Genomic DNA, 25,413 nt, shown 5'->3' on the forward strand with positions numbered 1-25,413 from the left:
TTTACTCCCCATTAACGACCTGGGAAAACGCCGCACAGAGACCGTCAAAAGGCCTATTGAGTTCGATTTGAGTTTCAAAGGACCTAAAACGGCCCCTTTTCGTTCTCGGGGACAAAAATCGCGCGTCTACTCACTCGGGATAAATCCTTACTCCCATTCCTCCGAATACCGCCCCGTGCCTTGCCGTCTCGAAACACGGGGAGTAAATCGCGAAATTGCAGGTGAAAGGGAGTAAATAGCCAAAGAAAAAGCCTCCGTTCCGACGCGGGAACAGAGGCTCGATAATCGGATTTACTCACCAATGTCGCTGGCGGCTTTGCCGTGACTCTCGTACAAAACGAAACTCAGCAGCACAGTGCGGCACTCAAAAATACAGGTCAGAACCCTGTCAGACTACTCCCACTCGATCGTCGCGGGCGGCTTAGACGTGATGTCGTAGCACACGCGGTTGGCGCCGGGGACCTCAGCAACGATGCGGCCGGAGATGCGGGCCAGGACGTCGTAAGGCAGTTTGGCCCAGTCGGCGGTCATGGCATCGCTGGACTCGACGGCACGCAGGATGATCGGGCGCTGGTAGGTGCGCTCGTCACCCATAACGCCGACGGACTTGATGTCGGGCAGAACCGCAAAATACTGCCAGCAGCTGTGCTCGGAGTTACGCTCGCCGGTCTGCTCATACAGGCGCTGGTTGTAGGCGTCGAGCTCCTCGCGCACGATAGCGTCGGCGTTCTTGAGGATCTCGAGCTTCTCCTTGTCGATCGCGCCGATGATGCGGATGGCCAGACCCGGACCCGGGAAAGGCTGACGGAACACGATGTGACCCGGCAGGCCCAGCGCCAGACCAAGTGCACGGACCTCGTCCTTAAAGAAGTGATCGAGCGGCTCAATAAGGTCGAAGTGCACGCCCTCGGGGAACGGGATCAGGTTGTGATGGCTCTTGATGGTGGCCGTCTTGCCGCCCGTCTTGCGAGCGCCGGACTCGATGATGTCGGGGTAGATGGTGCCCTGAGCCAGGTACTTGACCGGCTTGCCATCGGTCTCGAGCTGCTGAGCCACGGCGAAGAACTCTTTCCAGAACTGCGTACCGATGATGCGGCGCTTCTCCTCGGGCTCGGTCACGCCGGCCAGAAGCTCGGCATAGCGGTCCTCGGCGTGGACGTGGATAAAGTCGACGTCGAACTGCTTGGTGAAGACCTCCTCCACCTGCTCGGGCTCGCCCTTGCGCAGCAGACCGTGGTTGATGAACACGCAGGTCATCTGCTTGCCCACGGCGCGAGCGCCCAGCGCAGCCACGACGGAGGAGTCGACGCCACCGGACAGGGCCAGAATCACGCGGTCGTCGCCGACCTTCTCGCGGAACTCGGCCGTCATGGTCTCGACCAGGTTGTCCATACTCCAGTTGGGCTCCAGGCCGCAGATCTCAAACAGGAAGTTGCTCAGCAGCTGCTGACCATACTCGGAGTGCTTGACCTCGGGGTGGAACTGCGTGGTGAAAATCTTGCGCTCGACGCACTCCATGGCAGCAACCGGGCACACGTCAGTGCTGGCGGTAACGGTAAAGCCCTCGGGCACCTCGGAAACGGCGTCGCGGTGGCTCATCCACACGGTCTGCTCCATGGGCGTGGAGTTAAAGAGCTTGGCGCCGGCCGTGCGCGTGATGGTGGCGCGGCCGTACTCGCCCACCTCGGAGTGGCCGACCTTGCCGCCGAGCGTCACGGCCGTGATCTGATGGCCGTAGCAGAAGCCCAGGACGGGAAGGCCCAGGTCAAAGATGGCGGGATCGATAGACGGAGCGTCCTCGGCATACACGGAAGCCGGACCGCCAGAAAGGATGAGCGCAGAGGCGTTCATCTCGCGAATCTCGTCGGCCGAGATGTCGCAGGGGACAATCTCGGAATACACGTTGAGGTCGCGGACGCGACGGGCAATGAGCTGACCGTACTGCGCACCAAAGTCGAGTACGAGGACCTTTGCGGAAGCCTTTTGATCCATGGTTCCCCCTCTTGTTGGCGGGGAGCCGGTGCCCACCCGCGTGAATGAACGAAAATAGCCTTCATAGTGTACACGTTATATGGGGTTTCTCGCCCCTCGCAGCCATCAGCGCACGGCAAACGCACGACCTAGGCCCTTATTTGACGGCAATTGAAGTGTTGCCAAACGTTACAGATGATGTAATACGTTTGAACATTGGACGCCCTGTGCCACAATACTGCCGAACGACTCCGCCCTTGCGGCGGCAAATACGATAGGAATACCAGCATGAAGCGCATCCTTCTCATCGCCACGGGCGGCACCATCGCATCGACCGAGGACGGCAACGGCCTCTCCCCCGCCCTGACCGGTGAGGAGCTCGCCCAGAGCGTCCCCGAGATCTCGGACCTCTGCGAGCTCGACGTGGTGCAGCCCATGAACATCGACAGCACCAATATGCGCCCGAGCGACTGGATGCGTATCCGCGACGTCATCGTCGAGGGCTATGCCGACCACGACGGGTTTGTGGTCCTGCACGGCACCGACACCATGAGCTACACCGCGGCGGCGCTTTCCTATCTGATTCAGGACAGCCCCAAGCCCATCGTGCTCACCGGCTCGCAAAAGCCCATGGGCAATCCCTTTACCGATGCCAAGCTCAATCTGTACCAGAGCCTGCTCTATGCGCTCGACGAGCATTCGCACGACGTCTCGATCGTGTTTGGCGGCGTAGCCATTGCCGGCACGCGCGCCCGCAAGCAGCGCACCATGAGCTTTAACGCATTCATTAGTGTGAACTATCCGCCCATTGCCTACATCCGCAACGACCGCATCGTGCGCAACGGGCTCCACGGCACTCATCTGGGCGAAAACCCGGTGCGTTTCTACGACAGCATCGACCCGCGCGTATTTGTACTCAAGCTTACGCCCGGCGTGAACCCGGGCATCCTCGACGCCCTTGCCGACAGCTACGACGCCGTGATTCTGGAGACCTTTGGCATTGGCGGTATCCCCGAGTTTGGCGAGTCGGGCGAGTCGTTCCAAGAGGCAATTTTCCGCTGGGTCGATTCGGGTCGCACCGTCGTTATGACCACGCAGGTCCCCGAAGAGGGCCTCGATCTGGGCGTTTATGAGGTCGGCCGTGCTTACGCCGATCATCCGGGCATTCTGCGCGGCGACGACATGACCACCGAGACGCTCGTGGCCAAGACCATGTGGGCACTCGGCCAGTCACGCGATGCGGCCGAGATCCAGCGCCTGTTCTACAGCCAAGTCAACCACGACCGTATCCCGATGGCGTAATTCAGTTGTCGACGGGTATCCCCTATTCGATGCCCTCGAGAAGCTCTGACACCGTCATGCCGAGTGCGGGCGCGATCTTAAATAGAACCTTGAGCGTGAAATTTGCCGTCCCATCTTCGATTCGGTCGAGGTAGGGTCGGCTGATTCCTGTCGCCACACAAAAATCAACCTTGGAGATACCAAGGTCCCTGCGTGTCTCTTCGACCCGCCTGCCAAGAATCTGTTTCGCACGTTCGTCCATGCAGCCGAGTTTGAAATGGAGCCGAACATAAACGTAAACTATAGTTTACGTTTTGCCGAATACACAGGAGTTTTCTATGTCGGGTTCTTCGGTCCGCATGTACCGAGCCACGCTTCGCACAAACAGCGCACCGCCCAAGCTCGTCGTCGTTGAAGCTGAATGCCTTTCGCCCGATGAGCGCACAGCATTTGCATTGCTATCAAGTCGCGTCGCCACCGTTCTGGCCCCTTGCCCGGCGCAAGGTGAACTTGCCATTCAATGCCAAACGCACAGCTGCTTGCTCAATCAGGCTGCCGTAATCGCAACCAGCCAACGCGGCCTGCCGCTCCTTCTAGAAGCCGGCATCGCACTCGCCCTTCGTGGCGCCGGATACGAAAACGAGGCCGCCGCCGACGTGGTCTTTCAACCACGATCGAGCGGCGGCCTCGCAGCAGCCATCGAATATGCTTGCAGGCTCGTTGCCTAAAGGCGCATGCTAAAAGCCCAGGCCAAAGCCCGTTCCGGTAATCGCCGAGTACATAAAGTAAACGTTGATCACGTTGAGGAACACACCCGTGATGCAACCGTTACGCAGGTAACGCTCGCACACAATGCGCGCCATGGCGGCGGAGTCATCATTGTTCTTTGCCTGGCGTCCCGCCGTAAAGTACGTTGCCACGCTCAGCAGCAGGTTGAGCACCGGAAGCGCCAGCAGCTCGTAGCTCTTGCCCCAGCGCGTCGCCTCGCCGGCGGCATTAAACTTCGTTGCCACCTCGGGGCCAATGTTGGGGATTACAAACGCTGCGACCACCAGCGGAAGCACCGCAAGCACCAGCAGCGCGATGCCCATGTAGCCGGCTTTTTTGCCATATTTAAACATGCGCGTCGCCCTTACACGTTAAAGCGGAAGTGCACGACGTCGCCATCGGCCATGACATAGTCCTTGCCCTCAATACGCAGCTTGCCGGCGGCCTTGGCGCCCTGCTCGCCGCCGAGCTCGATGTAGTCGTCATAGCCAATGACCTCGGCCTTAATAAAGCCGCGCTCAAAGTCGGTGTGGATGACACCGGCGGCCTGCGGGGCGGTCGCACCCTGACGAACCGTCCAGGCCTTGACCTCCATCTCGCCGGCCGTAAAGAACGACTGCAGGCCGAGCAGCTTGTAGGCAGCCTGAGCGAGCACGTCCAGGCCGGGCTGCTCCAAGCCCAGGCTCTCCAGGTAGTCGGCGGCGTCCTCGGGATCGAGCTCGGAAAGCTCGGCCTCGATCTTGGCGCAGATAGGCAGCGGCTTGACGCCGTCGATGGGGGCCAGATCGTCGTTGAGCATATCCTCGTCCACGTTGGCCACATACAGGATGGGCTTCATGGTGAGCAGGAACAGGCCCTTGGCGGCGGCACGCTCCTCATCGGTCATCTCCATGGACGCGGCGCGCTTGCCTTCGTTGAGCCAGGCAAGCAGGCGCTTGGCCACCTCGAACTTGGGCATGAGCTCCTTGTCGCGCTTGGCCTCCTTCTCGAGCTTGGGCAGTTGCTTCTCGAGCGTGCCCATGTCGGCCAGGATGAGCTCGGTCATGATGGTGTCGGCATCGCCGGCGGGGTCGACGAACTCGCCCGTGCGGCCCACCTCACGCATGACGTTGGGGTCCTTAAAGTAGCGCACGACCTCGCAGATAGCGTCGGTCTCGCGGATGTTTGCCAAGAACTGGTTGCCCAGGCCCTCGCCCTCGTTAGCGCCCTTCACCAGACCAGCGATGTCGACAAACTCGACCGTCGCCGGCACAATGCGGCCGGGGTTGACGATGTCGGCGAGCTTTTGCAGGCGGCTATCGGGCACATCGACGATACCCACGTTGGGGTCGATCGTGGCAAAAGGATAGTTGGCGGCAAGGCCGGTCTTTTTGGTAAGCGCGGTGAACAGCGTCGACTTGCCCACGTTGGGCAGGCCCACGATACCGATGGAAAGGGACACGACAGCTCCTTTTGGTACAGGTACTTCAAACCTCATAAGTATAGCGCCGCCGCAGCATCCGGGCGAATCCGGACACCGCGGCGGCGCAAATGAAGCAGAGATGCGTGAGGTTCGAGACAGTAGTCCTTACTTAAGCTCGGGCCAGAAATCCTTGTTGGCCTCGATGAGCTCGTCCAGGATCTGCTTGGCAACGCTCGCCGAAGGAATGGTCTTGGAGAGCGTGAGTGCCTGCCAGAGCTTCTGGTAGCTGCCCTCGACCCAAGCCTGGACAACGAGCTTCTCGACGGAAACCTGCTGCTCCATCAGGCCCTTCTGGAACTGCGGGATCGGGCCCTGGCAGATCTTCTCAAAGCCGTTGGAACCGACGATGCAAGGCACCTCGACCATGGCCGTCGGGTCGAAGTTGGGCACAGCGCCATCGTTGGGGACGATCAGCAGGAAGCGCTCGAGCGTATTCTCGGCCAGTGCGCAGGCAAGGTCGACGATGTAGTTGGCATGTACATCTGGCTCAAAGCCGCCGTCTTTGGCCGTACCCTTGGCGATGATGTCGCGGCAAGCGCCAAAGACCTTCTTCTCGCGGCCGTCCATAACCTCATTGGCGCGAGTGTAGTTGGGGTCAGACGTCTCGACGACATAGTCCGGGTACAGGTAATACTTGAGGTAGGTATTGGGAATCGTCTCGGGATCGACAGCATAGACATCCTTGGCCTTGCCGAAGGTGTGAATCCAGCTCTCCTCGACGTGCTGCTCCTTACCGGCCTCGTGCTCAATGCCGTCCAAGTAGCCGTTCTTTGCCATGTGCTCCTTGATCTGCGGCATGAGGTCGTTACCCTCCTTGTCGTAGATCTTGCTCCACCAACCAAAGTGGTTGAGGCCGTAGTAGCTGTACTGCAGCTCGCGACGATCCTTGATGCCGCACATACGGCTCATCTTATCCATGAGGTCGATCGGCATGTCACAGATGTTGATGATGCGGCTGTTGGGACGCAGCACGCGGCAAGCCTCTGCGACGATAGCCGCGGGGTTGGAGTAGTTGAGCATCCAGGCGTTGGGGCTGTACTTCTCCATGTAGTCCAGGATCTCGATGACACCGCCGATGGAGCGCATACCGTAGGCGATGCCGCCGGCACCGCAGGTCTCCTGACCAACGCAGCCGTACTTGAGGGGGATCTTCTCGTCGAGCTCGCGCATGGCGTACAGACCCACGCGGATGTGAGCAAGGACGAAGTCAGTGCCGGTAAAAGCGGTTTCGGGGTCGGTGGTGTAGTTGAACTCAACCTCGGGAGCGTTCTCGTGGAAGTAGATCTCGCACGCCTTGGCAACGATCTCCTGGCGCTCGGCGTTGTTGTCATAGAAGGTCACCTTGTTGACCGGGAAGCGGTCGCGCTCCTCGAGCAGCATCAGGGCAATGCCCGGGGTGAAGGTGGAGCCACCGCCGGCAATGGTCACGGCATAGTTCTTCTTGGACATGATGTCCTCCTCATTCTGGCCGCTTGCTCAATCCGTCCCCGCACGCGGCCTTGCGCGGTTTGGAATTGTTACCTAGAAGTGGAGTTTTTTATCTCTAGAATCGACCTTGCGGTGCATACCGGCTCTGCAAGGCCGATTGTTTCGATGGACGATGGTTTACAGAAGACTCTCGAACTTCAGAAGACTCTCGAACTTCTCGCGAACCTGCGGGACGGTAAGGCCGATGATGACCTGGATTGACTGACCTTGGACCACCAAGCCATGCGTACCGATCGCCTTGAAGGAAGCCTCGGGTGCAACGACGCTCTTGTCCTTGACGTTAACGCGCAGACGGGTAGCGCAGTTAGTTACATCGATGATGTTATCCGTGCCACCGAGCAGATCGAGGATGTTCTCGGCAAGCACCAAGCGCTCATCATCTTTACTCTGGGCGACCGATTTGCCAGCAGCAGCACCGCCCTGCTTTTGCTTGTAGTCGGCCTTGGACTTGAGCTCGACCTCAACATCGTCATCCTCGCGACCGGGGGTCTTAAAGTCGAACTTGACGATCAGGAAACGGAAGACCACGACCCAAAGAGCGGTAAAGCACAGACCGACAAGGATGGAGATGGCGTACTGCAGACCGTGTGCGGCCCAAAGGGGCAGCCAGTCCCACGAGAGCATCGAGATGATGCCGCCGTCGAAGATGCCCACGACGCCAAGGAGGTTTTGAGCCATGCAGCCGAGCGCTCCGAGCACGCAGTGGACGACGAACAGGCCGGGCGCAATGAACAGGAAGGTGAAGTCAAGCGGCTCGGTGATACCGCAAAGCATTGCGGTAAGGGTGACCGGGATCAGCAGAGCCTTGACGCGCTGCTTGCGCTCGGGTTTGGCGGTCATATAAAACGCAATGGCGACGCCAAGCGAGCCGAAGACCTTAGTCCAACCAGGGCAGGTATAGGCAGCCCAGGGTGCGGCATCCTTAAGAGCAATGCTCGGATCGGCAGCCAGTTGGGGCAGGATGTTGGCCCAAGCAGCAAAGATGCCGCCGTTGACCGCCGCGTTGTCGTAATAGAACGGCGTATAGATAAAGTGGTGCAGGCCTGTAGGGATCAGCACGCGCTCGAAGAAAGCAAAGACACCCACGCCAAACGTACCGGCGGAAAGGATGAATCCCTGGAAGGCAGAGATGGCAGCCTGAACATGCGGCCACACCAGGCAGGCGATAAGAGCGACCGGAACCATAACGAAGAAACCGATCATATAGATGAACACGGAAGCCGAGAACACGCCCAACCACTCGGGGAGCTCGGTGTCGAAGAACTTATTATGCAGCATCGTGGCGATACCAGAAATGATAAGCGCGCCCATGATGCCCATATCAAGCGTTTTGATGCTTGCGATAGTGGCAAGACCAGTACCGCTGCCCGCCTCGACAGAGTAGTCGACCCCAAAGACAGGGCCCCACTGCCCCAAGATTGTGCTTACAAAGTAGTTGAAGGTAAGGTAGATGGCCAAAGCCTCCATGCAGCAGCGAGCGTTCTGCTTGTTCGCGAGCGAGATTGGCAACGCTACGCAAAACAGCAACGGCATCTGGTTAAAGAGCGTCCAACCACCCTGGAGCAGCACATTCCAGCAATCAAACCAAAGATGGCCCGCAGTGGCCATCTCGCCAAAGATCGCCTCGGTGGTAAACAACGTACCCAGGCCGACGACGATTCCGGAAAATGCGAAAAGAATTGCAGGCGTGTACATTGCACCGCCGAAACGTTGTATCTTTTGCATCATGACGGGGAATCCCCCTCTCTTCATTCGGAGCGACTGCGGTTTTGGCTTCACTCGAGACCGCAGACGCGCCGTTTGCGTGTACCTCGTGCAATAGGACGGGTGGGCCCGCTTCCCTGACTTCTTGCGCTTCTATTTTTATCATATCACTTATCTAGACAAGTTAGCATAAATACTACGGTCGGTAAACGGTTGATTATTGGCCGTAAACGGTATATGTCCAGTATTTCGCCTGTTAAATCTGACATAGCTGATGGCTGCATTTCATTTTTCTTTTCTACTTGTCTAGATGTGCTTGTCTATATCTATAGACATGCCTATACTTCATTACAACATTCACCGCTACGTTAAGGAGTCACCATGAAAAGCGCGGTCTTCTATGGAAAGCACGATCTCAGGGTCGAGGATTCGACAAAACCGACCGTGGGCAAGCGTGACGTTCTGATCAACGTCAAAGCTTGCGGCGTCTGCGGCACCGACGTGCATATCTATGAAGGCGACAAGGGTGCAGCCGACGTTACCCCGCCCACGATCCTTGGTCATGAGTTTGCGGGCGTTGTCGAGGCCGTGGGCAGCGACGTCGCTGGCTTTAAACCGGGCGATCGTGTGTGCATCGACCCAAACCATCCCTGCGGCTGCTGCGAACCCTGCCGCGACGGAATCAACCACTACTGCGAGCATATGACCGGTTACGGCACCACCGTTAACGGCGGCTTTGCCGAGTACTGCTCCGTCGATATGCAGCAAGTCTACAAGTTGGGCGATCACACCAGCTTTGAGCAGGGTGCTATGACCGAGCCCGTCGCCTGCTGCCTGCACGGCATCGATATGTGCAACATCAAGCCCGGCAGCACAGTTGTCGTTATCGGCGGTGGCATGATCGGTCTGCTCATGATGCAGCTTGCTAAAAACGCCGGCGCCACCAAGGTTGTCTTGCTCGAGCCTGTCGAAGGCAAGCGCGAGGTTGCGCTCAAACTCGGCGCCGACCTGGCAATTGATTCCATCCACGAGGACGTCCCGACCCGCCTGAAGCAGGAGGGCATCGGCAACGTCGATGTCGTTATCGAGTGTGTTGGCAAGCCCGTCACCATCGAGCAGGCTATCCAGATCGCCGGCCACAAGGCTACGGTCATGATGTTCGGCCTCACCAAGCCCGATGAGACAATCACCGTCAAGCCCTTCGAGGTCTTCCAGAAGGAGCTTGTGCTTACCTCGTCCTACATCAACCCTTATACGCAGCGTCGCGCGCTCGAGCTCATCGACTCTGGCAGGCTCGACGTATCCTCGATGGTCGCAAAGGTAGCCTCCCTCGACGAACTCGGTGCCATCCTGTCAGACCCGGCCCTGCGTGCCATGGGCAAATATATAATCGATCCCAGCAAGTAAATCGATTGACACCTGCGTGGACGGCCCTCATCCGTCGTTCACGCACCCAGCTCTAGGAGACCGTCATGGCGCGAGCCATCTTCCAAACTATTTACGACAACGTGAAGCAGTCGATTGACGACGGCACATACGCCTATCAGAGTTATCTGCCTTCGGAGACTGAGCTCACGCAGCTGTTTGACTGTTCGCGCATGACGGTCCGTCGCGCCATCTCGATGCTTGCGGCAGATGGCTACGTGCTCCCCCAGCAAGGCAAAGGCATGCGCGTCATTCGCAACATCAGTGACGAGACGAGTCGTGGCGGCGGCGGACTCGAGACCTTTAAGGAAATCGCAGCCAGCCGAGGCTTTGAGCTCAAAACGGTTACCACTGTCTTTGAGCTCCTCGTCTGCAACAAGGCGCTCTCCAAGATTACCGGGTTTCCTGAAGGCTGTGAGCTCACGCGTGCCAAACGCATCCGTTATGCAGACGGACGGGCCGTGTGCTCCGACGACTCCTATTACCTAAGCTCACAGGTACCGGGGTTGACACCCGAGATTGTCAACGACTCGATCTATCGTTACCTCGAAGAAGACCTTGGCATTAAGATTGCCACGGGCAAACGCGATGTAACGATTGAGCATCCCACGCCCGAGGATGCACGCGTGCTCGATCTCGACGACTTTAACGCACTCGCCGTTGTACGCGGGCAGACCTACAACGCCGACGGTATCCTTATGGAATACACCGAGACAAAGCAGGTTCCCAGCTTCTTTTTACTCCACGAAACGGTCACCCGCCGCAATAACGGCAGCGAGACCCATCAGAGCAGTATGAGCTAACCATCTAATAGTTGCGGTGGAATAGTTCCTAGAATGGCCAGCTTAAGGGCAAAACAGGAACTATTCCACCGCAACTTTTTTGGCCGGCGGGGCAGCACCTGTCCCACCGGCCATCATTTACGCTCTTTTAGCTAGTCCGCGAGTTTCTCCACCTGATCGAGCATCTTGTCCAGCTTGGCCTTTGCCTCGGCCTTGACCTTCTCAGCTTCTTCGTGAGCCTTCGCCTTCTGGGCGGCCTTTTCCTCGGCTTCGGGATCGACGACGACCAGATTGGACGCGTCGTGCTCAACAAGCTTGAGCGCATGCTCGGGACAAACCTTGACACAAGCGCCACAGCCTAAACAATACGTGGACTCCAACGCAAAGCGGCCGCTTCCCACCAAATCGCAGGCGAACGTGGGGCACACGTTGACGCACTCGCCGCACGACGTGCACTTGTCAAAATCGCACTCCGGCGTGCTCACCTGCATGTTCTGGGCAAGCTCGGGATGGTTTTGCAGCGTCGAGAGTACCAGTTGGCGCCCGTGCGTGAGCGAACGGCGACGCTTGGTCGTCGTGGTGCCGCACATGGTGTTGAGTGTGCGCTCCAGCTGGGTAATCTGATGGCGATGGGCCTTGAGCTTTTGCGTCACCGAGGCCAGCGCCGCCGTCGCCGGGTTGAGCTTGGTCACCGTCAGGCCCGTGGTGCGGGCAATCCTTTCCATGTACTCCTTGCGCTCGTACTCGCGGCGCTTATGGCATTTGAGGCTCTTAGGGTCGACCTCCAGGCCCATGCCCGTACCGGCCCACTCCTCGGCAGTGGCGATGGCCTCGCCCAGAATGTCCTCACCGCCGGTGTTGCGGCATTTATCGCACACGCCCAACGGCAGGTACACACTCACGTTGGGATAGTCGGCCAGTACCGAAAACCAAGTCTCTGCCGTAATATCGCCCACGCAGGCAACGACGACCTCATTTTCGCGCGGCATGCGCTTGAGGGCGCGCGTGCAGGTGACGTAGGCGGTCTCGTGGCTCGTAGCAGCAGAGACGATATCGTCATACAGGTTTTTGGGCGCCAGGCGCGGCGAGATGATCGCCTCGGTCGGACAGGCAGCGGCGCACAGGCCGCACTTGCGACAGGAGTCGAGGATCTCGATGGTGTCTTCCTCGACCTCGATAGCGTTGACCGGGCACACGTCCATGCACGCGGTGCAGCCGCTCTTTTCGTTTTTGCAGGTCAGGCACGGAATGGTGTTGCCGCGCGGACGCTCCTTGTAGTCGGCAGGATTCCACTGCGGCGCCGACGGATCGAGTGCATCGGTCACACCGCCAAGCGGGTTTTTAAGAAAGTCGAAACCCTTGCTGATCTCGATAATGTCATCAAACAGATCGTGTTCCTGCGCCATGCGCGGCCCCTCCCTGAGCAGTGCAAACAAGCAAGAGATAATGATACGCTATCGGCCCACGCCTCGGGCAAATTACACGCGGAGCATCTTTGCGGCAAATAGCCCATAGCCTATCGCCGCCTCGATTGCACAAGGTCAATCAAGTGCCAAGCTATGCCTCGCACATGAGCTGCACGAGCTTTTGTTTGGTCACTTTGGCCTGCTCGTTGGCCATGTTGCGCTCGTTTCTAAAGACCGCATTTGCAACACCCTGCAGATCGCCATCGGAAATCACGCTGCACGGACCGTCCATCGAGGCCGCCGTGGGGCATACGTACAACGGCAACTCGGCATAAAACGCAACGGCCTTGGCGATATCGAGCATCTTGCCGCCGCCAATACCCACCACCATGTCACAATACTCGGCCTGGGCTTCCTTAGCCATTTCGACAACGGCCTCTTCCGTACACGGACCGTCATAAATCTTAAAGAACGGCTCACTCAGATCGTCGTCCAGAAATCCATCGACAATCTGCCTGCACAGCCGATCCTCGGTGCCCTGGTCAAACAAGACATAGGCAGCGCAGCCCAACCATGACAAATACCTGCCCTGGCGCGAAAGCTCCCCCGGCCCCTGAACATACCGGCCGGGACCGCCGTAAACCATAGGAAGCGCCATACGAGAATCCACCCTTCATCAAACAACGATTGGTGCAAAGTAACCTGACCCCTTTGCACCATAGCAAAAAGGGGCAAAGCCATCTGCTGGCTTTGCCCCTTCCTTAGCTTGATTTACTCATCCATGAGATAGTAGTGGCCCAGTGCGTCTGCACCCAGGATGGCGTTTGCGACCATCTCAGGCGTCACCTCAAAGGGCATGTTGCACATGGTGTCCTCGGGCGCGCAGGCGGCCTCGGCAACAATCATGGCCTGCTCGCGCGTAAGCTCGGCAACGCCAAGTTCCTTCATCGTGACCGGCAGGCCCAGCTCAATGCAGAAGCCCAAGACTTCCTCGAGCTTCTCGGTCGGGGCATCCTCGAGTACCAGCTGGACGATAGTGCCAAAGGCGACCTTCTCGCCGTGATACATGCCGTGGCACTCGGGCAGCATCGTCAGGCCATTGTGGATGGCATGAGCAGCAGCAAGACCCGAGCTCTCAAAGCCAATGCCCGAAAGCAGCGTATTGGCCTCGATGATGTGCTCGACGGCAGGCGTGAGCGCACCCTTCTCCAGCGCGACCTTGGCCTTGACGCCATCGGCCATAAGCGTCTCGTAGCAGAGCTTGGCGAGCGCCAGGCCGGCCATGCCGCCCTTGCCGCCGGCGCAGGTGCCGCCGTCGGCATCGTGCGTCGCCTGAGCCTCGAAATAGGTTGCGAGCGCATCGCCCATACCGGAAACCGTCAGGCGCACCGGGCTCGCCGCGATGACCGTCGTATCCATAAGGACGATATTGGGGTTTGCCTTAAGGAAGAGATACTTGTCGAACTGGCCGTCATCGGTATAAAGCACCGAAAGCGCCGAACACGGGGCATCGGTCGAAGCAATGGTGGGGCAAATGATAACCGGGGACTCCAGGTAATAGGCGACGGCCTTCGCGGTGTCGAGGATCTTGCCGCCACCGACACCGACGATGATGTCGCAGCCGTTGTCGCGCGCGAGCGCAACCAGACGATCGACCTCGCCCTTGGAGCACTCGCCTTTAAAGTCCTCAAACAGCAGCTCGGCCTTAGCCTCGGCAAAGCCGCCCTCGATCCTGGCACCGACGCGCTTCTTGCCCGAAGGCGTCACGATGACGAGGGCCTTAGCGCCGAGCGGCTCGACATAGGAGCCGAGCTTGGCGAGCTCGTCCGGACCCTGGATGTACTTGCTGGGGCTATTGAAAATTGCAGCCATAACTATCCCATTCTCTAAAAAAGAAAGGGGCTCCGTACAGATACGTGCGGAGCCCCTCGTTACGATAACAAGAGTCGATTAGAAATCGATGTCGGTGTCGTAGTAGCAGGCCTTGAGGATCTTCTCGAAGTCGGCAGCCTTGGTCTCACGCGGGTTCTCGGGCGTGCAGGCGTCCTGCTCGGCGTTCGCGGCGATCTCGGGCAGCTTGGCGAGGAACTCCTCCTCGGAAACCATCTGCGGGTTCTCGGCGTCGACCTTCACGCCACCATTCGCGTAATCCTTGATGGACTGCGGAATGTTGAGCTGGTCGTTGAGGTCGCGAATCTTCTGGACGAGTGCAGCGATGAGCTCCTCGTTGGTCTCGCCGGGAAGGTGCAGGATCTCCTTGGCCACGTAAGCGTAACGCTCGGCAGCACGCGGGTCCTTGGAGTTCCACTGGATGACCTTGCCCAGGTACATGGCGTTAGCAGCACCGTGGATGATGTGGCCGTTCTCGAAGGCAGCACCGGTCTTGTGAGCCATGGAGTGAACGATGCCGAGCAGGCCCGAGGAGAAGGCGATACCGGCGATGCACTGAGCCTCGTGCATGTGCTGACGGGCCTCATGGTCGCCAGCATAGGACTTGGGCAGCCACTCGACGATCTCGCGGATGCCGTGCAGAGCGTTGGCGTCGGTGAACATAGAGGCGCAGGTGGAAACGTAGGCCTCCATGCAGTGGGTCAGAGCATCCATGCCGGTGTGAGCGCACAGCTTGGCGGGCATGGTGTAGGTGAGCTCGGGGTCGACGATGGCGACATCAGGGGTGATGTTGAAGTCGGCCAGCGGGTACTTGATGCCCTTTTCGTAATCCGTGATGACGGAGAATGCGGTGACCTCGGTAGCGGTGCCGGAGGTAGAGGAAATAGCGCAGAAGTGAGCCTTCTGACGCAGCTCGGGGAAGCTGAACGGCTGGATAATGTTGTCGAAGGACTCCTCGGGATACTCGTAGAAGACCCACATGGCCTTAGCAGCATCGATGGGCGAACCGCCGCCGATAGCAACGATCCAGTCGGGCTCGAAGTCGCGCATAGCGGCTGCGCCCTTCATGACGGTCTCGATGGAGGGATCGGACTCGACGCCCTCGAACAGCTTGACCTCCATGCCGGCCTCTTTGAGGTCGGCCTCAACGTCCTGCAGGAACCCGCCGCGGCGCATAGAGCTGCCGCCAGAAACGATGATGGCCTTCTTACCCTTGAGGTTCTTCACCTCGTGGCGAGCGCCCTCACCAAAGTACAGATCGCGAGGATTGGTAAAACGTCCCATACTGTGCCTCCTAAACAAGCCCCTCTTAGACTTGCGTATATAACGGAGCACCCAATTGGCTCCGTTAGGACCGGTTTGCGCGTTGCCGGCGATGACAATGCGCGATGTCTAAACGTCTCAACGCTCAGACAAACACTATTTTACCGTTCTGGTTGGTCAGTTATTCACCTAAAGCCGCCAATGATGAAACGTTTTTTCTATCCCTGAAGACCCTTGTGCGGCATTCATACTCCCAAGCTGGGCAAACGTTTTATCAAGGTTGACTACATATCCCGGGCAGGGCTGTGCCCATCCAAAATATGCACCGTTCGCCGCCAAAAATCGACCGTTTGCGGCACCGTGATACCACTCGGCCGTCCATGGTGCCGACATTTGTGCGACATCCGACTTCGTGGTGCAAAGGTGCAAGTCCAAGTGCGGCACCCCCGGTGTGCCACATGCGGGTAAACTAGAACCTTATATAGAGATATTTGAACCCTAACCGCAGCAAAGGAGGCCCCATGGCATTCGATCCCATTCAAGAGGATTGCCATCGCCTCGTTCTTGAGGCCTTGCGCCGCGACAGTATCCCGCTCACCGACGGTGCCGCCGTAGAGCGTCTGATGGAACAATTCACCCGCAACCCCGCACCGCTCATCGTGCACGACCGCGACCGCGCCGGGCACCTCATTGCCAAGGTGGTCGAGGCTGTCGACTACCGCATTCCCTTTATCCCTGACGATACCCAGGCAGAGCAAGAAGAGGCAGCTGCCGAGAACATGCTCCGCGAGGCGGCCGCACTCGATCCGGCCAACTGGGACGCTCAGCGCATGCTGACGGCACTCACCGCCGAATCCAACGAGGAATACGTGCAGTATCTGGTGTCCAAGTGCGACGAGGTGGAGCACGATCTGGCGCTCAAGATCGCCTCGGCGCAGGACCCCTACGAGCGCGAGGCCGCTGGCGACCTTATGCGCCGCCCCTACCTGCGCTGGCTTGCCGCCTTGGCATCGCGCGCGCTCATTAGCGGACGCTACCGCATGTCGCTCGAAGCCGCGAATCGCAGCTTGGACTTTGCGCCCAACGATCCGGCCGGTGTCCGCCACACCGCGATGCTCGCCATGGCAAAGCTCGAATACTCTGCCGAGGAGCTCAAGCGTTTTCGCTCTGCCCACTCTGTACCCTATCTCGCGAATACCCCGCTGCGCCGCCGCCCCAAAGATGCGGAGCGCGACTTGGACCCGTGGACGCTCATCGCACTGATGAGCGCAGCCTGGCGCGAGCTGGACTACGAGGGCGCCGAGCACTACCTGCGTATCCTTGCGCGCTCGTGTCCGCACGCGGCCGAGGCGCTCTACTTCCAAACCGAGTTTCCCGATGGCGTCTATGCCCGCGTCAACGTGGGTGCAGGCTCCACCGACGAGCTCGTCCTTGCACTGTCCGAGGCGACGCCGGTACTGCAGGAGGGCCTGGGCGCTCCCGACAACGCCAGCTTTGCCGCCTGGGTCGCCACCAACGACATCGTGCGTTCCCAAATCGACGAGCGCATCCTGCGCGCAGCCGAGCAGGGGCTTCCATTTAAGGGAGGGGACCTCTGATGGATCCGAGCGTCTACATCCCCGCCTACTTGGAGCGCACCTATCTGGCGTCGCACCCCGAGCTCACCGATGCAGCACGCGAGCTTGTCCATAACGACATTAGCGCGAATCCCCAAAAGTACGCGCAGTCCGAGCATGCCCAGGCGCTGCTGTCCTATGCCGGTGTTCATCGCCACCTGCTCGACGAGCTCCATCGCATCGAGGACATGGGCAGCGATGAGGAGTTTGAACAGACGCGCAACCGCCTGTTCGACGATATGCGCGATGAGCTGCTCAAGATCGTCCGCATCGATGCGTATGTCCTCGACGCGCAGCTGCTCGCCATCATCCTGGCCGACACGCCCGTTGACGCCTGCCTGGGCGACCTGATGAAGCTCGAGGCGACCACGGCCGATTACCTGCAGCAAAGCGTGCCCGGGTTCGACATGGAAGCCCCGCACTACTGGGCCAATAATGTTTTGGCCGACGGTGTCACCGCAGCAGACCTTACCGTGAGCGAGCCGGCTCTTATCGGGTGGCTTCACACACTCGAAGCCATCTCGCAGCTGTGCATGGCGAGCGCTCGTTACCGTGCTGCCGCCAACTACGCCCGCCGCGTCCTTAAGGCAGAAGGCTATCCCACCCGAGCTGCCGGCACCGTGTTGCTCGCCCTCGCTCGTCTGGAAGACCAGGACGGCTTTTTTGCCCTAGCCCACCAGCTCGAGGAACAGGTGGGAGCCGATGCCCTCGAGAACTCCCCCTGGTACCTGCTCGCCCGCACAATCCTATTGTTCAAAACGAACAAGATGCGTCCGGCGGTGCGCGCGCTGCGCGAGTTCGCTAACCGCTGCGAGGGTGGCGCGTTCTTCTTGCTGAATCCCATGTACCAGACACCGTACCTTCCCTGCCGGCCCGAGCCACGCGATCCCTGGGATCTTTCGCACCAGGCCGTTTGGGAAGCGGACGGCATTATCTCGGACACTCCCGACTTTGCCCCCTGGGCCAATGCCTGCGAAGACGTGTCGCAGCTTGCCCAGGAATTTGCGCGCCGTTACGGCTTTTAACGGTGCAAACGCCACGACCATGTCATTCACGTTAGGAACGGCTTCATGAATCTCCGCTCATCTCTTGCCTGCACCTCGAGCGATATCGCCCGCTGGGGGCTGCGCTCCGTCCTTAAGCGCCAGGGCGGCGTACTCCCCGGCCGCATCGCCATGAAGATCGATCCCGAGCTGCTGAGCGACCTCGCCGGCCTTGTCGACCGCAGCGTGGTGATCACCGGCACCAACGGTAAGACCACCACTTCGAACCTCATCGCCGACGCCGTTGCCGCCAGCGGCGCCACCGTGGTATGCAACCGCGCCGGCAACAACATGGAGCCGGGCGTGGTGGGCGCACTGCTTGAGGCGCGCAGCGGCCTCAAGCGAGCCGGCGGCGGCAAGCGCGTGGGCGTTTTTGAATGCGATGAGCTTTACACCGTACGCGTTCTGCCCAAGCTCAAGCCGACGTACTTTGTGCTACTCAACCTGTTCCGCGACCAGCTAGACCGCTACGGCGAGATCGATCACACCCAGGAGGTCATCGCCCATGCGTTGGAGCTCTCGCCGACAACAACGCTTATCTACAACGCCGACGACCCGCTGTGCGCCTCGATTGCCGCGCGCGTTCCCAACGCGAGTATTGCCTTTGGCATCGACGGCGCCACCAACACCGAGTCCGACCGTATTAGCGACTCACGTTTTTGCTCACAGTGCAACGCGCCGCTGGAGTATGACTACGTGCAATACGGCCAGCTCGGCGCCTACCATTGCCCCTCGTGCGGCTGGGCCCGCCCTGCGCTTGTCCGTCGCGTGACGGGCGTGGAGCTCGGCTGCGACGGCTATGGTTTTGACCTGGTGTTTGGATCTGATTCCAGCGCGCTAGCCGCACACATCGTCACGCGTTACAACGGCCTGTACATGGTCTACAACGTTGCCGCTGCATTCTTTGCCGCACATGAGTTAGGCGTGAATACGGCGCACCTGCAGCCCACGCTCGATGCCTACGTCCCCGCCGGCGGACGCATGGGCCGCTGGGATATCGCCGGCCGCACCGTCGAGGCCAACCTGGCTAAGAATCCCGTAGGCTTCGATCGACAAATCCAGTCCATCAAGACGGCAGGCGGCAGACTCTGCGCTTTCTTCCTCAACGATAACGATGCCGACGGCCACGATGTATCGTGGATCTACGACGTCGACTTTGAGCGCATCGCCGACACGCCGGGTCTTGTCGCCTTTGCCGGAGGCACGCGCGCGCACGACATGCAGGTGCGCCTCAAGTACGCCGGCATCGATGCCGCGATTATCTCGGACGTCGCGCAGGCAATTGGCGCCGTGGCAGACGAGGCCGCCGATGACACCTTCTACGCCGTCGCCAACTACACGGCCTTCCCGCCGCTGGTCAAGGAGCTCGACAGGCTGAAAGGCGCCACCGCCGACGCTGTTGCTGGGCGCGCCGTAGCCCGTGCCGACGGCAGTGCTCTTCCTGTCAGCATCGCGCCAGTCGAGCTTTCGCGCCCGCTGCGCATCGTCTACCTGTATCCCGATGCCCTCAACCTCTACGGCGACGGCGGCAACGTCATCGCCCTCGAGCGCCGCTGCGCCTGGCGTGGCATTCCCGTGCGCGTGGACGAGGTCCGTATGGGCGAGTCACTCGATCTCACCGATGCCGATATCGTCATGATGGGTGGCGGCTCCGACCGCGACCAGCTAGCCGTGGCACACGAGCTGCTCGCCCAAAAAGACAAGGTCGCGGCCTATGTTGAGGACGGCGGCACACTGCTTGCCATCTGTGGCAGCTATCAGCTGCTCGGCCGTTCGTACTACATGGGCGACGATCGCATTGAGGGCCTGGGCGTCATTGCCGCCGAAACCGTACGCGGCTCCGACCGCCTGATCGGCAACGTAGCCGTCAAAACCGATCTGGCACCTGAGCCCTTTGTGGGATTCGAGAACCACGGTGGCCGCACGCTTTTGGACGCCGAGGCCACGCCGCTCGGAACGTCCGTCGTCACGGGCACCGGCAACAACGGCGACGATGGCTTTGAGGGCCTGATCTACAAGGGCGTCATCGGCACGTACCTGCACGGACCGGCACTGCCCAAGAACCCCGAACTCGCCGACTGGCTGATCGCGCACGCCCTCGAGCGCCGCGGCGATGCGCAGGCCACGGCCCTGCTGCCGCTCAAAACCCTCGACGACACCTACGAGCACGCCGCCCACGACGCCGCCATGAAGCTCCTCCCCTAACGCCCCAACCACCACAAAGGGGACAGGCACCTTTGTGGTGGTTTTGACCCGTCCCAGCGGTTTGTCTCAATCTGTAACACATAGAGCCGATTTGCCCGCCCAGATGTTACAGGTTGAGATGTTTGAAGATCGGGATAGGGAGTCAGCTCCTGTGTGGTGGTTTTTCAGTTTGCCAACGATATGTGAACGGCTAAAAAAGTCTGCTATACTCTTTCCCGCTGTCCCCATCGTCTAGCGGCCAAGGACGCCACCCTTTCAAGGTGGATATCGCGGGTTCGAATCCCGCTGGGGGCACCATTTGAATTGAAGAGCCCGTTACCCTCGCGGTAGCGGGCTTTTTGCTACCGATATGCCGGGATTCGAACCCGACAGGGTGCGGAGCTGAGGAAACGCGCAAGCGTTTTCCAGCGCAGCACGCAAGGAGCGGAGCGACGCAGCGGAAGCGGGCGGCGCCAGCCGCACGCGGACATCCCGCTGGGGGCACCATTTGAAACTAGAAGCCCGTTACCCCCGCGGTGACGGGCTTTTTGCTACCGATATGCCGGGATTCGAACCCGACAGGGTGCGAATCCCGGCATCATCGCAAGGCCTGTGGTCAAAAAATGGCAAATATGAGTACTGTTACCATTTTAGTTACAGCGATTTCATGCCTTCAGAAGGCGATTTAGCCGTCGGGCGTCCTACGGCGGAAAAATTGCAGACGTTTATCGGCTAAGTACTTGGACATATGTTGCGTAACACTACATATTTTGCAAATAAATAATGTTACAGGACTTGTGACAGTACTCATATTTGACGTTTTTTGCCCATAGCCCTTTATACCTAGGCACATCGGCGGCAAAACGGGCTTCAAAGCGTCCTTCGCAAACAAAAACCGGGGCCCGCATGATGCGGACCCCGGCTCAATACCGTGACGATATGTCAGTTACGCCCTACACGTAGAACAGGATGTCGTCGTAGGTCGGGACCGGCCAGTAGTCGGCTGCCACGATCTCCTCCATGGCGTCCACGGCGGCACGCAGCGCATCCATAGCGGGAACGACCTCGTGCGCGTACACGTTGGCCTGCTCCTGGCCATCGAGGGCCTCAGCCTTCTGATGCACGGCGTCAAGCGCCTTGATGGAGTCGTTGATGGTGGTGATGCCGTTGCAGAGCTTGTTGAGCGTGTTCTGCTCGCACTGCATGGCGGCCTCAGCACCGGCAGCACGAATAGTCTCAAGGCCCTTAGCGACCTTGGTGGCATAGGCGGTAATGACCGGGCGATAGGTACGACGCGCCTCGCGAACCATCGTGGTGGCCTCGATGTTCATGAGCTTGTTGTACTTCTCGAGCTTGCAGTCGTAGCGGCACTGGGCCTCGGCCTTGGTCAGGACACCCGTCTCCTCAAAGAGCGCGATGGCCTTATCGGAAACAAAGGCGGGCAGGGCGTCGGCCGTGGTCTTGTTGTTGGCAAGGCCGCGCTTCTTGGCCTCGACGGGCCACTCATCGGAGTAGCCGTCACCGGAGAACAGGATGCGCTGGTGATCGGTCAGCACCTTCTTGCAGTACTCGAGCGCGGCATCCTGGAACTCATCCTCGGGCGTACCCTCAAGCGCGTCGGCGAAGGACTTGAGCGACTTGGCCACGGCGGCATCGAGCACCAGGTTGGAGTCGGAGACGTTCTGCTCGGAGCCGCAGGCACGGAACTCGAACTTGTTGCCGGTGAAGGCGAACGGGGAGGTGCGGTTGCGGTCGGTGTTGTCCTGCATCAGCTTGGGCAGGGTATCGGCGCCCAAGTCGAGCACGCCGCGCGTGGCATGGACGGAAGCCTTGCCATCGATGATCTTCTCGACGACCTCGGTAAGCTGGTCGCCCAGGAAGATGGACATAATCGCCGGAGGAGCCTCGTTGGCGCCCAGACGATGGTCGTTACCGGCCGAGGCAACGGAGGCACGCAGGAGCTCCTGATAGTTATCGACGGCCTCGATCACCGCGGTGAGGAAGACGATGAACTGCAGGTTGTCGAGCGGAGTGTCGCCCGGATCGAGCAGATTCTCGGACTCGGTGCCAAGCGACCAGTTGTTGTGCTTGCCCGAGCCGTTGATGCCCTCAAAGGGCTTCTCGTGCAGCAGGCAGACCAAGTCGTGGCGGGAGGCGATGAGCTTCATCTTCTCCATCATGACCAGATTCTGGTCGATGGCCTCGTTGACCTCGCCATAGACCGGTGCGAGCTCATGCTGGCAGGGAGCGACCTCGTTGTGCTTGGTCTTGGCGGGAATGCCGAGCGCCCACAGCTCATCGTCCAAGTCCTTCATGTAGGCCGAGACGGTGGGGCGGATAGCGCCAAAGTAGTGCTCCTCGAGCTCCTGGCCCTTGCATGGAGCAGCACCAAAGAGGGTGCGGCCGGTGATGACCAGGTCCTTGCGCTTGCGGTAAGCGTCCTTCTTGATCAGGAAGTACTCCTGCTCGTCGCCCACGGAAGGAACGACCTTCTTGGGGGTCTTACCGAACAGCGCCAAAACGCGCTTGGACTCACGCGAGAGCGCGGTCATGGAACGCAGCAGCGGGGTCTTCTTGTCCAGGGCCTCGCCCGTGTAGGAGCAGAAAGCCGTGGGGATGCACAGGACATCGTCCTTAATGAAGGCGGGGCTGGTGGGATCCCAGGCGGTGTAGCCACGGGCCTCGAAGGTGGCACGCAGGCCGCCATTGGGGAAGCTGGAGGCATCGGGCTCGCCCTGGATGAGGTTCTTGCCCGTAAACTTGGTAATGGCGGTGCCGTCGTGGTTGGGCTCCAGGAAGCTGTCGTGCTTCTCGGAAGTAATGCCCGAAAGCGGCTGGAACCAGTGCGCGTAGTGCGTCGCGCCCTTGGAGATGGCCCAGACCTTCATGGCATGGGCAACGGCGTTGGCCACATCCAGGTCGAGCGGCTCACCGCCCTCGAGGGTTGCAGCAAGGCGCTTCCAAATGTCCTTGGGGAGGTAGTCCTTCATGACTTCCTCAGAGAACACCATGGTCCCGAAGCGGTCAGTAAGTTCGGCCATACGGAACTCCCTTCGTATCGGCACCGCGTGAGAAGCGGTGTTGATTACTAACGAACGAGTCATAGCTTAGACTCGCCGTGTTTCCGCGACATTACCGTTATGTTGCTGTCGCGAAACCAATCAATGAGGTTACCCTATCGAGGCGGCGTTGCCACCCTCAACAGCCAATCAACTGCATAAATTGCAGACCTCTCCCCATGGTTTAAGGGTAGTCAATTTGGGATGGAGCTCTATTAACTGGTATTTTGCATCAGATACCAGTCTTTATAGTCCGTGCCTAGATTAGCCGCTCTGTTATAGAGAAAGCCGATAGCAAGGCATCTTTGATTGGTATCCTCAAATAGCGAGTGAAACTCCACCGTGGCACAGTGGTGCTGTAGAATCCTTACAACACATCACACTATTACGTATCTAGAGGAGCACGATATGCGCGTCGACGAGGTTTTTAAGCAGGCAGCATCCCAGGGCACCGCGCCCATTTCGTTTGAGATGTTCCCGCCCAAGGGCGAGCTCACCCTCGACACGGCTCGCGAAGTGGCAGGCAATCTGTGCAAGCTTTCGCCGAGCTTTGTCTCGGTCACCTGCTCGGCCGGCGGCTCGGGCAACGGTGCCACCACCGCCCCCATCGCGCATATGATTTCGAGCGAATTCGACACGCCCTCGGTGGCACACCTTACCTGCGTGGGCCGCTCGCATGCCGATATCGCCGCCAAGATCGACGAGTATCGCACCGCCGGCGTTGAAAACATCCTGGCCCTGCGTGGAGATCTCCCTGCCGGCGCGACCGAGGACGACAAGCCCGCCTCCGACTACGCCTACGCCCGCGACCTCATCCCCGAGCTCGTCGACGCCGGCTTTTGCGTGGGCGCCGCAGCCTACCCCGAGGGCCACATTGCCTGTGAGGATCTCAACCTCTCGGTCGAACACCTCAAGCAAAAACAGGACGCCGGCGCGAGCTTCTTTGTGACGCAGCTCTTCTTTGATAACGAGTGCTTCTACCGTTTTCGCGAGCTTGCCGACAAGGCCGGCATCACCGTGCCCATTACCGCGGGAATCATGCCGTTTATGGGCAAGTCGCAGATCAGCCGCATGGTCTTTATGTGCGGCGCGTCGCTGCCCTCCCCCGTCATCAAGATTCTCGCCAAGTACGAGAATGACCCCGAGAGCCTGCAGGCAGCTGGTGTAGATTATGCAGCCCGCCAGCTTTGCGACCTCAAGGAGCACGGCGCCGACGGCCTGCACCTGTACACTATGAACCGTCCTGCGATCGCCGCGACCATTATGGAGCGCCTGGGGTAATGGAAAAACCGCACATCGATACAACCACTGTCGAAGTGCCGGCCGACCTTGCGTCGCCGGCGCTTTACCGTGTCGATGCTGCGCACCATCCCCGTGTCGACCGTGCCGAGATGCTACGGTATCTGGGTTACGGCGGCCAGCAGATTGAGCCCGAACTGTCACGACGTATTGAGCTTGTCGTTGAACGTCTGGAACTGGACATTGAGCCCCGTGGCGTGCGCCGCGTATTTACCGTCGATGCCACGGGCGTGGACGAGCAGGGCAAGCCTTGCATTCGCTTGGTCGGCACCAACGTTGAGCTGCGCGGTCGCGATATCTATCGACATCTCAAAGACGCCCGCTTTGCCGCGCTCATGGCATGCACCCTCGGCATGGACGCCGAGCGTCGCCTGCGCACCACGGGAGCCCAACATCCCCTAGAGGGCGCCGTGCTCGACGCCGCGTGCTCCGCTTACGCGGAAGCCGCCGTTGAGCAAATGGACCAGCAGGTCAAGACGGACGCCGCCGTTCATGGACTCGCCGGCAACTGGCGCTTTAGTCCCGGCTACGGCGACTGCCCACTCTCGGCCCAGCGCTCAATCGTCAATGCGCTCAACGCCACGCGGCTCATCGGGCTTACCGTCACGCCCACCAGCCTGCTCATGCCCACCAAAAGCGTGACCGCGGTGATCGGCCTGTTCGAAGGCGAAGTCCACGACGCCCAGACCCGCCCCACCTGCAATATCTGCCGCATGCGCGAGAACTGCCGCTTCCGCGCCGCCCACACCACCTGCTATTCCAGCCATTAGGA

At 59.7% G+C, this 25,413-nt stretch carries 21 protein-coding genes and 1 tRNA gene; 11 read left to right on the forward strand and 11 right to left on the reverse strand.

From position 1 onward, the window contains the following. Positions 1 to 393: 393 nt before the first annotated feature. Positions 394 to 1,992, reverse strand: coding sequence for a glutamine-hydrolyzing GMP synthase (gene guaA, locus AAA021_RS01295; RefSeq protein ID WP_349087625.1), 1,599 nt, complete (start codon positions 1,990 to 1,992; stop codon positions 394 to 396). A 267-nt stretch (positions 1,993 to 2,259) separates the two neighbouring features. Here guaA and AAA021_RS01300 point away from each other — a divergent pair, with 267 nt between their 5' ends. Beyond that, complete coding sequence (locus tag AAA021_RS01300) at positions 2,260 to 3,273, forward strand: asparaginase (RefSeq protein WP_349073793.1); 1,014 nt, start codon at positions 2,260 to 2,262, stop codon at positions 3,271 to 3,273. 22 nt (positions 3,274 to 3,295) lie between these two features. Here the strand turns inward: AAA021_RS01300 and AAA021_RS01305 are convergent, their stop codons facing one another. Then, on the reverse strand, positions 3,296 to 3,514 hold the full coding sequence (locus AAA021_RS01305; RefSeq protein ID WP_035136926.1) for a helix-turn-helix transcriptional regulator: 219 nt from the start codon (positions 3,512 to 3,514) through the stop codon (positions 3,296 to 3,298). Between the two features lie 76 nt (positions 3,515 to 3,590). Between AAA021_RS01305 and AAA021_RS01310 the strand changes: the two genes are divergently transcribed. Then, a complete protein-coding gene (locus AAA021_RS01310) occupies positions 3,591 to 3,980 on the forward strand; it encodes a hypothetical protein (RefSeq protein ID WP_349087626.1) in 390 nt (129 codons plus the stop codon). A gap of 9 nt (positions 3,981 to 3,989) precedes the next feature. Here the strand turns inward: AAA021_RS01310 and AAA021_RS01315 are convergent, their stop codons facing one another. From AAA021_RS01315 to AAA021_RS01330, 4 genes are all read right to left on the reverse strand, one after another. Continuing rightward, positions 3,990 to 4,373, reverse strand: coding sequence for a DUF1648 domain-containing protein (locus tag AAA021_RS01315; protein ID WP_349087627.1), 384 nt, complete (start codon positions 4,371 to 4,373; stop codon positions 3,990 to 3,992). 11 nt (positions 4,374 to 4,384) lie between these two features. Beyond that, positions 4,385 to 5,461 carry a redox-regulated ATPase YchF gene (gene ychF, locus AAA021_RS01320; protein ID WP_035136922.1) on the reverse strand — a complete coding sequence of 359 codons (1,077 nt, stop codon included), beginning with the start codon at positions 5,459 to 5,461 and terminating at the stop codon, positions 4,385 to 4,387. A 126-nt stretch (positions 5,462 to 5,587) separates the two neighbouring features. After that, positions 5,588 to 6,931, reverse strand: coding sequence for a 6-phospho-alpha-glucosidase (locus AAA021_RS01325; RefSeq protein ID WP_055287031.1), 1,344 nt, complete (start codon positions 6,929 to 6,931; stop codon positions 5,588 to 5,590). Positions 6,932 to 7,087: 156 nt separating this feature from the next. Next, the gene (locus AAA021_RS01330) at positions 7,088 to 8,698 is read right to left on the reverse strand and encodes an alpha-glucoside-specific PTS transporter subunit IIBC (protein WP_349087628.1); all 1,611 of its coding nucleotides are present in this window, start codon (positions 8,696 to 8,698) and stop codon (positions 7,088 to 7,090) included. A gap of 357 nt (positions 8,699 to 9,055) precedes the next feature. Here AAA021_RS01330 and AAA021_RS01335 point away from each other — a divergent pair, with 357 nt between their 5' ends. Both AAA021_RS01335 and AAA021_RS01340 read left to right on the forward strand, forming a co-directional pair. Beyond that, positions 9,056 to 10,081: a zinc-dependent alcohol dehydrogenase family protein gene (locus AAA021_RS01335; protein WP_349087629.1), complete on the forward strand. Its 1,026-nt coding sequence runs from the start codon at positions 9,056 to 9,058 to the stop codon at positions 10,079 to 10,081. 65 nt (positions 10,082 to 10,146) lie between these two features. After that, positions 10,147 to 10,902 carry a GntR family transcriptional regulator gene (locus tag AAA021_RS01340; protein ID WP_349087630.1) on the forward strand — a complete coding sequence of 252 codons (756 nt, stop codon included), beginning with the start codon at positions 10,147 to 10,149 and terminating at the stop codon, positions 10,900 to 10,902. A 131-nt stretch (positions 10,903 to 11,033) separates the two neighbouring features. Here the strand turns inward: AAA021_RS01340 and AAA021_RS01345 are convergent, their stop codons facing one another. From AAA021_RS01345 to AAA021_RS01360, 4 genes are all read right to left on the reverse strand, one after another. Next, positions 11,034 to 12,287, reverse strand: a complete 1,254-nt coding sequence (locus AAA021_RS01345; protein ID WP_349087631.1) for a 4Fe-4S binding protein — start codon at positions 12,285 to 12,287, stop codon at positions 11,034 to 11,036. A gap of 151 nt (positions 12,288 to 12,438) precedes the next feature. Beyond that, the gene (locus AAA021_RS01350) at positions 12,439 to 12,945 is read right to left on the reverse strand and encodes an iron-containing alcohol dehydrogenase (protein WP_349087633.1); all 507 of its coding nucleotides are present in this window, start codon (positions 12,943 to 12,945) and stop codon (positions 12,439 to 12,441) included. Between the two features lie 113 nt (positions 12,946 to 13,058). Then, entirely contained in the window at positions 13,059 to 14,159 is a 1,101-nt protein-coding gene (locus AAA021_RS01355; RefSeq protein ID WP_349087634.1) for a glycerol dehydrogenase, read from the reverse strand. A gap of 78 nt (positions 14,160 to 14,237) precedes the next feature. Next, positions 14,238 to 15,461, reverse strand: coding sequence for an iron-containing alcohol dehydrogenase (locus AAA021_RS01360; protein ID WP_022093871.1), 1,224 nt, complete (start codon positions 15,459 to 15,461; stop codon positions 14,238 to 14,240). A 500-nt stretch (positions 15,462 to 15,961) separates the two neighbouring features. Between AAA021_RS01360 and AAA021_RS01365 the strand changes: the two genes are divergently transcribed. From AAA021_RS01365 to AAA021_RS01385, 5 genes are all read left to right on the forward strand, one after another. Beyond that, a complete protein-coding gene (locus tag AAA021_RS01365; RefSeq protein ID WP_349087635.1) occupies positions 15,962 to 17,038 on the forward strand; it encodes a hypothetical protein in 1,077 nt (358 codons plus the stop codon). Next, positions 17,038 to 18,081 (forward strand): hypothetical protein, encoded by a 1,044-nt coding sequence (locus tag AAA021_RS01370; RefSeq protein WP_349087637.1) that lies wholly within the window; start codon positions 17,038 to 17,040, stop codon positions 18,079 to 18,081. Before AAA021_RS01365 ends, AAA021_RS01370 begins: the two co-directional genes overlap by 1 nt. 45 nt (positions 18,082 to 18,126) lie before the next feature. Next, entirely contained in the window at positions 18,127 to 20,304 is a 2,178-nt protein-coding gene (locus AAA021_RS01375; RefSeq protein ID WP_349087638.1) for a MurT ligase domain-containing protein, read from the forward strand. 220 nt (positions 20,305 to 20,524) lie between these two features. Next, a tRNA-Glu gene (locus AAA021_RS01380) sits at positions 20,525 to 20,601 on the forward strand. 190 nt (positions 20,602 to 20,791) lie between these two features. Further along, on the forward strand, positions 20,792 to 21,019 hold the full coding sequence (locus AAA021_RS01385) for a hypothetical protein (RefSeq protein ID WP_349087639.1): 228 nt from the start codon (positions 20,792 to 20,794) through the stop codon (positions 21,017 to 21,019). A gap of 217 nt (positions 21,020 to 21,236) precedes the next feature. On the opposite strand, the gene AAA021_RS01390 is transcribed toward AAA021_RS01385, so the two are convergent. After that, complete coding sequence (locus AAA021_RS01390; protein ID WP_349087640.1) at positions 21,237 to 23,324, reverse strand: glutamine synthetase III; 2,088 nt, start codon at positions 23,322 to 23,324, stop codon at positions 21,237 to 21,239. Positions 23,325 to 23,750: 426 nt separating this feature from the next. On the opposite strand from AAA021_RS01390, the gene AAA021_RS01395 reads away from it, so the two are divergent. Both AAA021_RS01395 and AAA021_RS01400 read left to right on the forward strand, forming a co-directional pair. Then, positions 23,751 to 24,623 carry a methylenetetrahydrofolate reductase gene (locus AAA021_RS01395; RefSeq protein WP_349087642.1) on the forward strand — a complete coding sequence of 291 codons (873 nt, stop codon included), beginning with the start codon at positions 23,751 to 23,753 and terminating at the stop codon, positions 24,621 to 24,623. Further along, positions 24,623 to 25,411 carry a hypothetical protein gene (locus tag AAA021_RS01400; RefSeq protein WP_349087644.1) on the forward strand — a complete coding sequence of 263 codons (789 nt, stop codon included), beginning with the start codon at positions 24,623 to 24,625 and terminating at the stop codon, positions 25,409 to 25,411. Before AAA021_RS01395 ends, AAA021_RS01400 begins: the two co-directional genes overlap by 1 nt. Positions 25,412 to 25,413 lie beyond the last annotated feature (2 nt).

The organism is Collinsella sp. CLA-JM-H32 (assembly GCF_040098165.1).
In the GTDB taxonomy this organism is placed as follows: Bacteria; Actinomycetota; Coriobacteriia; order Coriobacteriales; family Coriobacteriaceae; genus Collinsella.